This window comes from Flavobacterium sp. (assembly GCF_040383245.1).
In the GTDB taxonomy this organism is placed as follows: Bacteria; Bacteroidota; Bacteroidia; order Flavobacteriales; family Flavobacteriaceae; genus Flavobacterium.
The window spans coordinates 1-13,473 of record NZ_JBEIDX010000009.1 but is presented as its reverse complement, the minus strand read 5'-3'; the positions used below and the strand labels follow the sequence as shown (position 1 = coordinate 13,473).

The 13,473-nt window shown below is 31.4% G+C and carries 14 protein-coding genes and 1 tRNA gene; 13 read left to right on the top strand and 2 right to left on the bottom strand.

All coding sequences use genetic code 11. The annotated features are described in order from the left end of the window. The 11 genes from hemW (at position 1) to ABWO08_RS05360 (ending at position 8,421) form a co-directional block, all read left to right on the top strand. Entirely contained in the window at positions 1–1,134 is a 1,134-nt protein-coding gene (gene hemW, locus ABWO08_RS05410) for a radical SAM family heme chaperone HemW (protein ID WP_353084092.1), read from the top strand. A 10-nt stretch (positions 1,135–1,144) separates the two neighbouring features. Continuing rightward, on the top strand, positions 1,145–1,906 hold the full coding sequence (locus tag ABWO08_RS05405; protein ID WP_353084090.1) for a cyclase family protein: 762 nt from the start codon (positions 1,145–1,147) through the stop codon (positions 1,904–1,906). Next, entirely contained in the window at positions 1,903–2,301 is a 399-nt protein-coding gene (locus tag ABWO08_RS05400) for a GNAT family N-acetyltransferase (protein ID WP_353084088.1), read from the top strand. The genes ABWO08_RS05405 and ABWO08_RS05400 overlap by 4 nt, the downstream gene beginning before the upstream one ends. A 12-nt stretch (positions 2,302–2,313) precedes the next feature. After that, the gene (locus ABWO08_RS05395) at positions 2,314–2,673 is read left to right on the top strand and encodes an MmcQ/YjbR family DNA-binding protein (RefSeq protein ID WP_353084086.1); all 360 of its coding nucleotides are present in this window, start codon (positions 2,314–2,316) and stop codon (positions 2,671–2,673) included. Positions 2,674–2,863: 190 nt separating this feature from the next. Next, positions 2,864–3,271: a response regulator gene (locus ABWO08_RS05390; protein WP_353084084.1), complete on the top strand. Its 408-nt coding sequence runs from the start codon at positions 2,864–2,866 to the stop codon at positions 3,269–3,271. Between the two features lie 23 nt (positions 3,272–3,294). After that, complete coding sequence (locus ABWO08_RS05385; RefSeq protein WP_353084082.1) at positions 3,295–4,710, top strand: PAS domain-containing sensor histidine kinase; 1,416 nt, start codon at positions 3,295–3,297, stop codon at positions 4,708–4,710. 4 nt (positions 4,711–4,714) lie between these two features. Continuing rightward, a complete protein-coding gene (locus ABWO08_RS05380; protein WP_353084080.1) occupies positions 4,715–5,845 on the top strand; it encodes an FIST signal transduction protein in 1,131 nt (376 codons plus the stop codon). Then, positions 5,845–6,867 carry a sensor histidine kinase gene (locus tag ABWO08_RS05375; RefSeq protein WP_353084078.1) on the top strand — a complete coding sequence of 341 codons (1,023 nt, stop codon included), beginning with the start codon at positions 5,845–5,847 and terminating at the stop codon, positions 6,865–6,867. The genes ABWO08_RS05380 and ABWO08_RS05375 overlap by 1 nt, the downstream gene beginning before the upstream one ends. Before the next feature lie 7 nt (positions 6,868–6,874). Then, positions 6,875–7,192 carry an Hpt domain-containing protein gene (locus ABWO08_RS05370; RefSeq protein WP_353084076.1) on the top strand — a complete coding sequence of 106 codons (318 nt, stop codon included), beginning with the start codon at positions 6,875–6,877 and terminating at the stop codon, positions 7,190–7,192. Between the two features lie 11 nt (positions 7,193–7,203). Further along, entirely contained in the window at positions 7,204–7,908 is a 705-nt protein-coding gene (locus ABWO08_RS05365; RefSeq protein WP_353084074.1) for a LytR/AlgR family response regulator transcription factor, read from the top strand. A 150-nt stretch (positions 7,909–8,058) separates the two neighbouring features. Next, complete coding sequence (locus tag ABWO08_RS05360) at positions 8,059–8,421, top strand: hypothetical protein (protein ID WP_353084072.1); 363 nt, start codon at positions 8,059–8,061, stop codon at positions 8,419–8,421. Positions 8,422–8,468: 47 nt separating this feature from the next. Here the strand turns inward: ABWO08_RS05360 and ABWO08_RS05355 are convergent, their stop codons facing one another. After that, positions 8,469–9,857, bottom strand: a complete 1,389-nt coding sequence (locus ABWO08_RS05355; RefSeq protein ID WP_353084070.1) for a dipeptidase — start codon at positions 9,855–9,857, stop codon at positions 8,469–8,471. 109 nt (positions 9,858–9,966) lie between these two features. Between ABWO08_RS05355 and ABWO08_RS05350 the strand changes: the two genes are divergently transcribed. Next, positions 9,967–10,048 (top strand) — tRNA-Leu (locus ABWO08_RS05350). Positions 10,049–10,113: 65 nt separating this feature from the next. On the opposite strand, the gene ABWO08_RS05345 is transcribed toward ABWO08_RS05350, so the two are convergent. Continuing rightward, positions 10,114–11,010, bottom strand: coding sequence for a NifU family protein (locus ABWO08_RS05345; RefSeq protein ID WP_353084068.1), 897 nt, complete (start codon positions 11,008–11,010; stop codon positions 10,114–10,116). A gap of 135 nt (positions 11,011–11,145) precedes the next feature. Between ABWO08_RS05345 and ABWO08_RS05340 the strand changes: the two genes are divergently transcribed. After that, a partial coding sequence (locus ABWO08_RS05340; protein ID WP_353084067.1) for a choice-of-anchor L domain-containing protein occupies positions 11,146–13,473 on the top strand: 2,328 nt, incomplete at its 3' end.

Below are 13,473 nucleotides of genomic sequence, written 5' to 3'. Positions count from 1 at the left end.
ATGAGCGGCATCTACATTCACATTCCTTTTTGTAAGCTAGCGTGTCATTATTGCGACTTCCATTTTTCTACTTCATTGAAGAAAAAAGACGAAATGATTTTGGCTTTAGCCAAAGAAATTGAAATGCGAAAAAGTGAGTTTCAAGATGAGGTAATAGAAACGATTTATTTTGGCGGCGGTACTCCAAGTAGATTGCAAATTGCAGATTTGCGATTGCAGATTGATTCTATTTATCAAAATTATAAGGTTACTAAAAATCCCGAAATTACGCTTGAAGCCAATCCAGATGATTTGTCTATTGATTATTTAATAGAACTTTCAAAAATTGGTATTAATCGCCTTTCAATAGGAATTCAATCTTTCTTTGAAGACGATTTGAAAATGATGAATCGGGCTCATAATTCGGCGGAAGCCAAAAAATGTTTGGAAGAAGCAACAAAGTATTTCGATAATATTTCCATCGATTTGATCTACGGAATTCCAGGAATGAGCAACGAGAAATGGATTCAAAACATTGATATGGCTTTATCTTATAATGTGCCACATATTTCAAGTTATGCCTTAACCGTAGAGCCAAAAACAGCGTTGCATTCGTTCATACAAAAACAATTAATTCCGCAGCCAGATGAAGAAGTGGCTCAAGAACATTTTCAAATCTTAGTTGAAAAACTAACTGAAAATGATTTTATTCACTACGAACTTTCCAATTTTGGAAAAGAAAATTATTTTTCAAAGAACAATTCCAGTTATTGGTTGGGAAAGAAATACATAGGAATTGGACCATCGGCACACAGTTATGATGGACAAAAACGAGGTTGGAATGTTTCTAATAATTCGATTTACATTAAATCAATCTTGGAAAATAAACTTCCAATGGAAACCGAAACCTTATCTAAAACCGATCGGTATAATGAATATATAATGACCGGTTTGCGCACCATGTGGGGCGTTTCTTTGGAACGAATTGAAAAGGAGTTTGGGAAGACCTGTTTGGATTATTTAAATAAGCAGGCCGCTCGATATGTTGAAGATCATTTATTGTTTGTAGATGATGCAATATTGAGAACCACACAAAAGGGGAAGTTCCTAAGTGATGGTATTGCATCCGATTTATTTTTACTAAATTTGGAATAAAATCATTAATTTGAAAACAACGATTAGCCATAATGGTCAAACTTTTGAAATTGATTTATCAAAAGCAATTGATATTTCGATTCCGTTAACCAATACCGATGCCAATCCTATTGCTTGGTATATTGAAAAACCAGAAATAGAACCGGTGAAATTTGGTGATTGGATTGGAAAAGTTTCGGAAGGAAGTTCCACCAATTTCAACAATATCTTTTTTAATCCGCATGGGCATGGCACGCATACGGAATGCCTTGGACATATAACAAAAGATTTTTATTCAATTAATCAATGTTTGAAAAAGTTTTTCTTCACTGCCGAATTGATTTCTATTACTCCAGAAGAAAAAGTTGAAGATCGAATTATTACTAAATCTCAGATCGAATTGGCTTTGAATGGAAAAACTCCGGAAGCAATTGTAATTCGGACTTTACCCAATTTAGAAAGTAAAAAACATCAGAATTATTCTAAAACCAATCCGCCTTATTTAGCTGAAGAGGCGGCAACTTATATCCGAGAAATCGGAATTCAACATTTACTAATTGATTTGCCAAGTGTAGACAGAGAAGAAGATGAAGGTAAATTATTGGCTCACAAAGCCTTTTGGAATGTAAAAAATGTAGCCGAATTAAATTCAGATGCACGACTTACCTGCACCATTACCGAGATGATTTTTGTAGAAAACGAAATTCAAGATGGAAGTTTTATTTTAAACCTTCAAATTGCATCTTTTGAAAATGATGCGAGTCCAAGTAAACCAATTTTATATAAAATATGATTTCGGTTTCTTCTGATAAAAACAAATTAGACATTCCATTTATTTTAAGTGAATTAAAACAAGTGAGTTGGCTTCCGCCAAAAACTCTAGAAGAGGTTCAAACAGTAATTGATGCGTCTTTTTGTTTCGGAATTTATTTGGAGGACAAACAAATAGGTTTTTGCAGAGTCATTACCGATTATGTGGTTTTTGCTTATGTAATGGATGTATTTATTACCGCAGAACAACGAGGAAAAGGTTACGCTTCTCAACTGATAAAAACAATGCTTTTGGATCCAAAGCTGAAAGATGTTAAGCTTTGGCGCTTGGCCACTTCTGACGCTCATTTTTTATATAAAAAATTTGGCTTTGATTCTTTAGCACATCCCAACAAAATGATGGAGAAAATAATTTAGTATTAATACAAAATGGACATCCAACAATTTTACGAATTTTGCTTATCTAAAAAAGGAGTAACCGAGCATTTCCCATTTGACGAGGATACTTTGGTTTTAAAAGTTGGCGGAAAAATGTTTTGCCTCACTTCATTAACCGAATGGGAGAAAGGGACTCCTTCCTTAAATTTAAAATGTGATCCCGAAAGAGCGCAAGAATTAAGAGCCGAATATGAAGCTATTATTCCGGGTTGGCATATGAGTAAAATTCATTGGAATACGGTTGCTTTTAATGGCGATGTTTCCGACAAAATGATGCGAGAACTTATTGATCATTCCTATGAATTGGTTTTTAAAAGTCTTACCAAAAAAGTGCAAGCCGAAATTCAATAGCAACAAAATGATTATTCATTGCGAAGCCCCTTGTAGTCAACAAGGGGCTTTTTTTTGGTGTTTTTATTCTTTTGTAAGAAGAATCAATTAATTCATCTACAATAAATGTAATTTTAACGATTAATCAAATAACTATAAAAATAGAATAAAATAATATGTAATATTTGAGAATTATAATAAAAACTAACCCATGTTTAAGTTGTTAAATATTTTATTCGTAGAGGACGATGCTATTGAAGTAATGATGTTTGTAAGGGTATTACAAAAAATTGGCAGTAACCATCGATTAATCGAAGCACGAAATGGGGAGGAAGCTTTGGCCGTATTAAATACTAAAGAAGTCATTCCAGACATTATTCTTTTAGATTTAAATATGCCTAAATTAAACGGAATTGAGTTTTTGAAAATTGTAAAATCAAATGAACTCACTAAGCATATTCCAGTAATAATTTTTACAACTTCTAATAATCACAGAGATATAGCAACTTGCTATAAAATTGGCATTTCTGGATATATAATTAAACCTTTAAAATATGAAGATTATCTAGTTTTAGTCCAAAAAACACTCGAATATTGGTCAAGTAATGAATTATTATAATTGCTAACCTGATCCTAAATAGTATGAAAAAATTTCAATTTGAGTTTGATGTAACTAGTTTTAATACTTTTTTCCCTTATTTTATTTTATTTGACAAAAATTATATTGTAAAATTTCACAGCACTTTACTTGCTAATTATTTTTCTGAGTTAAATGATGCAACTTCTATATTAGATCATTTTAAAATCAATTCATCAAATTCTGATTTATCTGGGAAAGTGACATTAAGTTCGATTCAAACGAAAGATTTTCAATTAATTGGACAAATTAATTCCTACAATGAAGATTTGCTTTTTATTGGATCACCAATTGATACTTTTATTTCAAGCGAAAAATTAAATAAATATTCAAAGTCAAATATCAAACTACAGGATAGACAAGAAGATCAACTTGTATTATTGTCTTTAATTGCCGAAAAAAACATTAATTCGGTTATTATTTGCGATAGTGAAGGTAATATTGAATGGGTTAATAGTAGTTTTATTGCTATGTCTGGATTTTCATTTGAAGAATTAGTTGGAAAAAAACCCGGACATATTTTGCAAGGCAAAGAATCCAGTTTAGAACAAATAAATTACTTAAGGACTCAAATTAGAAATGGATTACCATTTAAATGTGAGTTAATTAATTACAAAAAATCGGGGGAGAAGTATTGGGTTAAAATTCAAGGCCAGGCCTTGTACAGTAAGGAAGGTAAAATCTTAAAATATTTTGCAATACAAGAAGACATTACCAATACAATTAATTTGAAATCCCAAAAAGATGAATTAGCAAATAATGTTGCGAAAACCAATAAAGACTTAGAAAGTTATGCGCTAATTGCTTCCCACGATTTAAAAGCACCAATTAGAAGTATTTATTCCTTAATAACTTTCTTAAAAGAGGATAACGATTTAAATCAAAATTCTAAAGAATATCTAACCATTATTGAAAATAAGTTAGAAAAAATGAATCGGCAAATAGATGGCATTCTTGATTATGCTCAAATAGATAAAGAAGCGTTTATTTATGAGGATGTAAATTGTAATGAAATTATAAAAAACAGCATTGAAAATTTTGTTATTCCTGAGAATATAGAAATTACCATCCTACAAAATTTACCAACAATACGAGCAGATAAATACCGATTACAGCAATTGTTTCAAAAGGTTGTTTGCAATGCCATAAATTTTATTGATAAACCAAAAGGAATTGTAGAAATTGACTTTAAGGAGGATAAAAAAAGTTATATTTTTTCGATTAAAGACAATGGCAAAGGCGTAGCATTAGAAAGTCAACGACACCTTTTTAATATTTCAAAATATTTTAATAATAACGATAGATCTACAGGTTTAGGTTTATCAATTGCTAAAAAAATAGTAGAGATGTTAAACGGAAAAATATGGATAGAAAGTGAACTTGGAGTAGGAACAACATTTTATATAGAGTTAAAAAAATAACGAAATGAAAATTATTCAAGCATCAAAAAATGGAACTGAAAATTGGCGCTATTTGCAAACAAAAGTTGCATTGGTTAATCCACTAGTACTGGTTTTTGCTAACAGATTTATATTAGAAGATGAAGCCAAAATAAAAATTATTAAAGAGGAGTTTCCATATGAAAATCTTGTTTTTGCATCAACTTCTGGAGAAATACTTGATGGAAGTATTCAGGATAATTCAATTTCAATTACTGCAATAGAATTTGAAAACAGCACCTTTATTATTGAAAGGGAAAACATTTCAAGTTTTAATAAGCAAACTAACTTGTTGGGCGAAGCATTATTAAAGAAAATCCCAAAAGACAATTTAAGGCACCTTTTTGTAATTGCAGATGGATTGCTTGATGGCAGTAAATTAATAGAAGGATTGGAAAATAATTTAAGTAAATCGATTTCCATAACTGGAGGATTGTGTGGTGATGACGCTCGTTTTGAAAAAACACTTTCGTCTTATAATGACAATCCAAAGACAGGTGAAGTAGTGTTAATTGGACTTTATGGAGACACACTAGAAGTTTCTTTTGCAAGTGCTGGCGGATGGTTTCCTTTTGGGCCTGAGAGAAAAATTACAAGATCAATTGGTAATATCGTCTATGAAATTGACAATAAACCCGCATTGGAAGTTTATAAAAACCATTTGGCGCATAGAGCAATAAGTTTGCCTTCGGCATCTTTATCTTTTCCTTTAAATGTTACTTATGAAGGAAAAAAGCAAGCTGTTGTTAGAACAATTTTAGCAGTTGACGAGCAAAACAAAACGCTAATATTAGCTGGTGATGCACCCGAAAATTCAAAAGTACAATTGTTAATGGCCTCGGTTGATGCTTTAATCGACGGTGCTCAAAACGCAACAGAATTAGCAATCAAAGACCGAGAAAATAAGGCCGAATTAGCACTCTTAGTAAGTTGTATTGGAAGAAAATTAGTCATGAATAAAAGAGTAGGTGAAGAGACCGAGTATGTAAAAGAATCTTTAGATGAAGGTACTTTAATAACGGGTTTTTATTCTTATGGACAAATTGCTCCGTTTAATGGAAATGATTATACGAACCTCCATAATCAAACAATGACTGTAACTCTTATTAGCGAATAATGAATTCTTTATTAAAAAGACAAATAGGAAAGCACTTAAATAATGGATTAAATCACATAGACCAGTTTTTAGAGTCTATTGATGAATCGTATAGTAATTATGAAGATCAAATTGCCATTTTACAACATTCAATGAAGATTAGTTCTGATGAATTATATGAAGCCAATCAAAAACTAAGAGATGAAGCTGACAGCTTAAAAGAAATAAATAAAAACTTAGAATTTATATTGAATTCTATGAATTTGGATAGTAATACTAATCAATCCATAATTGATCTTAATACTTCTGATTACATTAAAGGGCAAACAATTGAGATCATCAAAATCAATAAACAAAGAGAGGAATTACTCTACAGTCTTGAAAAACAAAACCAATCTTTAAATGAATATGCACATGTAGTTTCCCATGATTTAAAATCCCCGTTGCGAAGTATACATTCGTTAATTACATGGATAAAAGAAGAAAACGAAGCAAATTTTAATCCTACAACTGAAGAATATTTTACATTGATTCAGAGAAAAGTGGAAAAAATGAATCACCTTATTCAAGGAATTTTAACCTATTCTAAAATTGACAAAGTTCATATTGTTAATGAAGAAGTAGATTTAAATGATCTTGTTCAAAATATTTTGAATATGGTTTTTGTTCCAGAACACATAGAAATTAAAATTGCAAATAAACTACCCACAATAAAAGCAGATGGATTTAGAATGCAGCAATTGTTTCAAAATTTAATCAACAATGCGATTAATTTTAACGACAAGCCAAATGGATTAGTAGAAATAGCCTGTGTTGAAAAAGAAGGGCATTTTGTTTTTTCAATTAAAGATAATGGTGTGGGGATTTCCAAAAAAAATCACGAAAAAATATTTTTCATTTTTGAGTCAATTGCACAAGATGATAAATCTAGTGGAATTGGGCTTTCAATTGTAAAAAGAATATTAGATAATAGTAACGAGAAAATATGGCTGGATAGCCAAGAAAATAAAGGGACAACCTTCTTTTTCACCTTACGTAAATAATAATAAAATGGAGCAACCAAATTTAGATTATTTCAATAAAATTGCCGAAGGAGAGCAAGCAATAATTGATAAGTTTATTTCAATATTAAAAAGTGAATTCCCGCAACAATTGATTAATTACAATCAAAATATATCGATTCCAAATTATGAAGAATCCTCAGAAGCTGTTCATAAACTAAAGCATAAAATTGGAATTTTAGGTCTTGAAAATTCGTATCAATTGGCTGGGAAATTCGAGCAGAATTTAAGAAATCACAATTTGGAATATCAAAAAGAGTTCGAAGTTATATTAAAAAATATAACTAACTTTATCCAAAAATTATAAGCATTGATTTTATGATTAAATGTATAATTATTGATGATGAAAAATTGGCTAGAGAAATTCTATCAATTTTAATATTAAAATCAGAAAAACTGGTATTGGTTGAGCAATTTTCTAATGCAATTGACGCAATGAAATACCTAAATTCGAATGAGGTTGATTTGATATTTTTAGATATTCATATGCCTAATTTTTCAGGATTTGATTTTGTTCAAACTATAAAAAATCCTCCTAAAATAATCTTAGTTACCGTAGATAAAAACTTCGCTTTAGATGCTTTTAATTATAATTGTATTGCAGATTATTTAGTTAAGCCTATTGAAGAAGAACGATTTAATAGAGCTATTAAGCGCATTTCTATAAAAAAAGAAACGCCACTTCCAACCCCAATTCTTCCTGATAATTCAATTAAAGAAATTTATGTCAATATTGATAAAAGATTAATAAAGATTGACATTTCAACCATTAACTTTATTCAAGCAAATGGGGATTATATTTTAATTAAAACAGAAGTTAATAATTACACTGTTCATACTACATTAAAGAAAATAGAAGAAAAACTTCCAAAATCTTCCTTTATAAAAATTCACCGATCCTATGTAATTAATGTCAATAAAATTATTGACATCCAAGATTCAACAGTTCTAATTGGTAAAGAATTAATTCCGGTAAGTAAAAACAATCGTTCTTTATTAATGGAATCCATCAACCTGCTTTAGTCGATAGTTTTTGAATATTTCAACTATTAATTCAGTCCTCTCGACGAAATAAAAAGCAATATTTATATATTAGAGTTATTTTTACTTTATATCGATTTGGTATTTGTTTTGATATTAAACAAACAAATTAAATGGTATGTAAGGTAATTTATGATCAATAAAAAAGTCTATATTTACGATACCTCAAAAGGTTTTTCTTCCCTGTTAAAACATTATTATTCTAATTTGTTGAATTTTGATGTTTGCACAAATAAAAAAAGATTTCAGCCCGAATCCATTCAAGGTTATGACGCTTGTTTTTTTGTAGTTAATGATGTTGATGATCTAGCCAACTTTTTGATTATTTATCCTAAAATAGAATGTTTTTTTGTTGGAGTTCCGAATTTAAATATTAAAGATAAAATTGAGCAATTAAAATATGAGGAGATTATAATTTTAGAATTTGATAAAAGCAAACACGAACTTCTAAAAATCATAAACCAAAATTTACAAAACAGAAAATTAATAGTATAAATAAATCCGTTATTATAACGGATTTATTTATGGTCAATATTTGCAAATTATTTACTCATTTCTACAAAATATTTGTAAAATAATGGAATAGTTTCAATTCCTTTTAAATAATTAAAAATTCCAAAATGTTCATTTGGAGAGTGAATAGCATCTGAGTCTAAACCAAATCCCATTAATATGGTTTTGCTTTTTAATTCTTTTTCGAATAAGGCTACAATCGGAATACTACCTCCTGATCTTACTGGAATTGCAGGCAACCCAAATGTTTCGGTGTAGGCTTGATTTGCTGCTTTATAGCCTATGCTGTCTATTGGGGTTACATAGCCTTGGCCTCCGTGATGAGGTGTTACTTTTACAGTAACCGATTTAGGAGCTATGCTAATAAAATGTTTGCTGAAAAGTTGCGTTATTTCTTCCCAATCTTGGTTTGGAACCAAACGCATCGAAATTTTCGCATACGCTTTGCTTGCAATTACAGTTTTAGCACCTTCGCCAGTATATCCACCCCATATTCCGTTTACATCTAATGTTGGACGAATGGAATTTCTTTCATTGGTTACATAACCAGTTTCTCCGTAAACATCTGCTATATCTAGTGCTTTTTTATAGTTGTCTAAACTAAATGGAGCCTTTGCCATTTCGGTTCTTTCGTCTGCAGATAATTCTTCTACTTTATCATAAAATCCAGGTATAGTGATATGATTATTTTCATCGTGAAGCGAAGCAATCATTTTAGATAACACATTGATTGGATTTGCTACAGCACCACCATATAAACCCGAGTGTAAATCTCTGTTTGGTCCTGTAACTTCAACTTCTACATAGCTCAATCCTCTTAATCCTGTTGTGATGGAAGGCTGTTGGTTAGAAATCATTCCGGTGTCAGAAATCAAAATCACATCATTGGCTAATTTTTTTTGATTTCGTTCAACAAACCAACTTAATGATTTCGATCCAACTTCTTCTTCACCTTCAATCATGAATTTAACATTACAAGGCAAATTATTGGACGCAATCATGTATTCAAATGCTTTAACATGCATGTACATTTGCCCTTTGTCATCGCAAGCACCACGAGCAAAAATTGCACCTTCAGGATGAATTTCGGTTGTTTTAATAACCGGTTCAAATGGAGGAGAAGTCCATAGTTCAACAGGATCTGGTGGTTGCACATCATAATGGCCATATACTAATACAGTTGGTAGGTTTTTATCAATAATATGTTCTCCAAACACAATTGGATAACCAGGAGTTTCACAAATTTCAACATGTTTACAACCTGCTTTTTCAAGACTCAATTTTACTGCATTTGCTGTATCAATTACATCTTGTGAGTAAGCAGTATCAGCACTTACCGAAGGGATTTTAAGTAATTCAATTAATTCATTAATAAATCGTTCTTTATTTTCTTGAACGTAATTTTTTATAGTGTCCATTATTATTGGTTTGTTTAGATTTTCAAAAATACAAAAAAGAGTTTTAAAAAAAATTATAATTCCTAATTTGGAATTCATATTTATTGTTATATTTGCACTCACAATTTTTGCGGGTATGGCGAAATTGGTAGACGTGCCAGACTTAGGATCTGGTGCCGCAAGGCGTGTAGGTTCGAGTCCTATTACCCGCACTTAAAAACCCTAAAACCATTTGGTTTTAGGGTTTTTTTATACTATTTAGTCTTTTAATTTTAATTTAAGGATTAACTGCTTCAACAACAATTGCTTGATCATTAAGCATGTCTTTGAGCATGTTTTCAATTCCGTTTTTTAATGTAAATGTTGAGGAAGGACAACCATTGCATGATCCTTGTAATATTACCCTTACTCTTTTTGAATCCTCATCATAAGAATCAAATAATATATTCCCGCCATCAGCAGCAACCGCTGGTTTTACATATTCTTCAAGAATATTGATTATTTGTTGGGAGGTTGTATCTAAATTATCAAAATTTTTAATTTGCTGTTTTTCTTGTTTAGTGTCTGCTTCTGCAAAGGTTTCTTCAATTGCAATTCCACCATTTTCAATATATTCTTTGATAAACGTTCGAATTTCAATTGTGATTTCATCCCAACTTGCTACATCATATTTTGTAACTGAAATATAGTTTTCATCAATAAAAACCTCTTTTACAAAAGGAAATTGAAACAATTCTTTAGCTAAAGGAGAAGCTTTAGTTTCGTCAATATTTTTAAATTCGAAAGCATTTTCTGTAAGTCTTCTGCTAACCACAAACTTAAGGGTAGTAGGATTTGGTGTTGTTTCGCCATAAACAGTAACAGCAGATTTTTTCATGTTGGAAGCAACTTCAAGTAAAATTTTTCCACCTGATTTTACGTATTCTTCAATTTGTTCTGCAACAGCATCTTTAACGTCATTCCAATCAACAATACTAAATCGTTCAATAGCAATAAAATTTCCTGAGATATATACCGTTTTAACAAAAGGAAGATAAAATAATTGTTGTGCTAAAGGGGAGTTTTTTGCTTCATCTATATTTTTAAACTCAAAATTTTCATTTTGGGTAATAAAATCTGGAAATTCAAATTTTAATATTGTTGGATTTTGTGTTTCTTTAATGATAATTTTCATTGCTTTGTTGCGTATTTTTCTACAAATTTAACAAAGATTTTTGTTGGAAATTTCTATATTTGGAGATTTAAACAATAAATTAACATTTCTTAAGTTTTATTTACTAGTTAAATTCGACTTTTTTTTAATCGAAATATGAAGAAAATTTTCATTTTATTTGCATTATTATCCATTCATGTTGTACAATCACAGCTAGTTGTAAATAACACTGCATTTCCTATTCCAAACACTCCGGCATGGTTAGTTCAAAATGTACTTTTAGGACCGGGTGTAACGGTTTCAAATATTACTTTTAATGGATCTCCTGACGCTGCGAATACTGTTCAAGATAAAGTTGGAAAATTTTCTAACGGTAATGCTTCAAATTTAGGCTTAATTAGTGGAATAATTTTAGCAACTGGCAATGCAACTGCTGCTGTCGGTCCCAACAATTCAGGTAATTTTACTTTTGCCTCCTCATCAACTTCTCCAAATGATTCTGATTTAGATCTATTAACCACAAACACAATTAATAATAAAACAATTATTGAGTTTGATTTTATTCCTAATGGTAATAACTTACAATTTAAATTTGTTTTCGCATCTGAAGAATATCCAGAGTATGTAAATTCATCTTTTAATGATGTTTTTGGATTTTTTCTCAGTGGTCCGGGTATAAACGGGCCTTATTCAAATAATGCTAAAAACATTGCTTTAATACCATCAACTAACACGCCCATAACAATTAATAATGTTAATGCTAACTCTAATTCTGCATATTTTACCACTAACGTGACGGGAGGCAATACCATTCAATATGATGGCTTTACCAAGGTTATAGCAGCTGTATCTAATGTTCAGTGTGGGTTAACCTATCATATTAAATTAGCCATTGCCAATGTAGGAGATAATTCATTGGATTCGGCAGTGTTTTTAGAGGCAGGTAGTTTTAATGTAACACCGCCATTAACTTTACCTATGGATTTATTAGTTTCAAATGGTTTAGCTCCATGTTACAGTACATCTGCGCAAGTATGTTCTGGCTTACCAAATACTGTAGTGCATGAATGGAAGTTAAATGGTGTTGTAATTCCTGGACAAACAGGCCCATGTGTTACTGTTAATCAGCCGGGTCAATTGTGTGCCACTGTTTATCCTTTTGGTCCAAATTGTCCTTTTACAGATTGTATGACCGTTGAATTCTTGAATCCAATGCCACTTGGTAACCCCGTAAATCTTTCTACATGTATAGGAGGGACTTTTAACTTATCTTCAAATTCTCCAATTATTTTAGGTGGATTAAGTCCAACTGATTATGTAATTGATTACTATAATTCACAAGCTGATGCTGAAAATTCAACAAGTCCAATAACCAATATCACAACTTATCCTGGCACTCCTGGAGAGGTTATTTGGGTTGGAATTATTGATAATGTTACTGGCGCACCTTGTGTAGAAACAAAATCTTTCACATTAAACTTTGTTAGCACAGTAACTCCTACAATAACTTGCGGTACTCCAACAGGATCTTCAGTTAATTTTAATTGGCTAGCATTATCAGGTGCAACTGATCATAGTGTATCTTATCAAGTTAATTCTGGACCAGCAAATACTATAGGTTTAATAGGTAATGTAAATAATTATCAAGTTTCTGGATTGTCTTCTGGCGATAATGTTCAAATTACTATAACTCCAATTGGAGGAGCTGGAACTTGTTTTGGACCGGCAACTTTCAGTTGTACAGCTGCATCTTGTCCATCAATTACTAGCCCTAGTTCAGCACAAAGTTTGTGTTTTTTTGGTGACCCAACTCCTTTCTCAGTTAGTACTAATTTCACAGGAAGTAATGCCATAAGTTATGTTTATTTTACATCACCACAAACTGGTAATAACATGTATATTGGTGGAATACCATTAGGTTTCTCAACTCCAAATACTAGTGGTACAGCTACTTTAGATCTTCCTGCAAATGGAACTTTAGGATCTTTACCCAATACACCTGGCATTTATTACGTTTATGCTATAGCAAATCCTGCACCCGCTGATATAACTTGTAGACCATTTGCAGAAATTCAAGTTACAGTTAATGCTATACCAGCTTTACCAACGGTAACTACATTGGTCAACTATTGTCAGGGAGAAACTGCCTCGCAATTAACTGCAGTAGGAACTGGTTTGTTATGGTACACAACTCCAACAGGAGGCACTGGTTCTGCAACAGCTCCAACACCAAGTACTGCAGCCGCAGCAGTAGGTACTACACTATATTATGTATCCCAAACGATATCTGGTTGTGAAGGTCCAAGATCTCCAATTTCAGTGACTGTAAATGCTACACCTGCTTTACCAACAGTTACTTCCCCTGTTACTTACTGCCAAAATGATTCAGCTACAGCATTAAGTGCTACAGGTACGGGATTATTATGGTATACAACTCCAACAGGAGGTGCAGGTTCAGCAACAGCTCCAACACCAAGTACTGCA

Bases quoted from the DNA above. Each gene is read 5' to 3' on its own strand.
- ABWO08_RS05345 (WP_353084068.1), bottom strand. From the start codon at position 11,010: ATGAAAATTATCATTAAAGAAACACAAAATCCAACAATATTAAAATTT.
- ABWO08_RS05380 (WP_353084080.1), top strand. From the start codon at position 4,715: ATGAAAATTATTCAAGCATCAAAAAATGGAACTGAAAATTGGCGCTAT.
- ABWO08_RS05390 (WP_353084084.1), top strand. From the start codon at position 2,864: ATGTTTAAGTTGTTAAATATTTTATTCGTAGAGGACGATGCTATTGAA.
- ABWO08_RS05355 (WP_353084070.1), bottom strand. From the start codon at position 9,857: ATGGACACTATAAAAAATTACGTTCAAGAAAATAAAGAACGATTTATT.
- ABWO08_RS05375 (WP_353084078.1), top strand. From the start codon at position 5,845: ATGAATTCTTTATTAAAAAGACAAATAGGAAAGCACTTAAATAATGGA.
- ABWO08_RS05400 (WP_353084088.1), top strand. From the start codon at position 1,903: ATGATTTCGGTTTCTTCTGATAAAAACAAATTAGACATTCCATTTATT.
- hemW (WP_353084092.1), top strand. From the start codon at position 1: ATGAGCGGCATCTACATTCACATTCCTTTTTGTAAGCTAGCGTGTCAT.
- ABWO08_RS05365 (WP_353084074.1), top strand. From the start codon at position 7,204: ATGATTAAATGTATAATTATTGATGATGAAAAATTGGCTAGAGAAATT.
- ABWO08_RS05360 (WP_353084072.1), top strand. From the start codon at position 8,059: ATGATCAATAAAAAAGTCTATATTTACGATACCTCAAAAGGTTTTTCT.
- ABWO08_RS05370 (WP_353084076.1), top strand. From the start codon at position 6,875: ATGGAGCAACCAAATTTAGATTATTTCAATAAAATTGCCGAAGGAGAG.
- ABWO08_RS05395 (WP_353084086.1), top strand. From the start codon at position 2,314: ATGGACATCCAACAATTTTACGAATTTTGCTTATCTAAAAAAGGAGTA.
- ABWO08_RS05385 (WP_353084082.1), top strand. From the start codon at position 3,295: ATGAAAAAATTTCAATTTGAGTTTGATGTAACTAGTTTTAATACTTTT.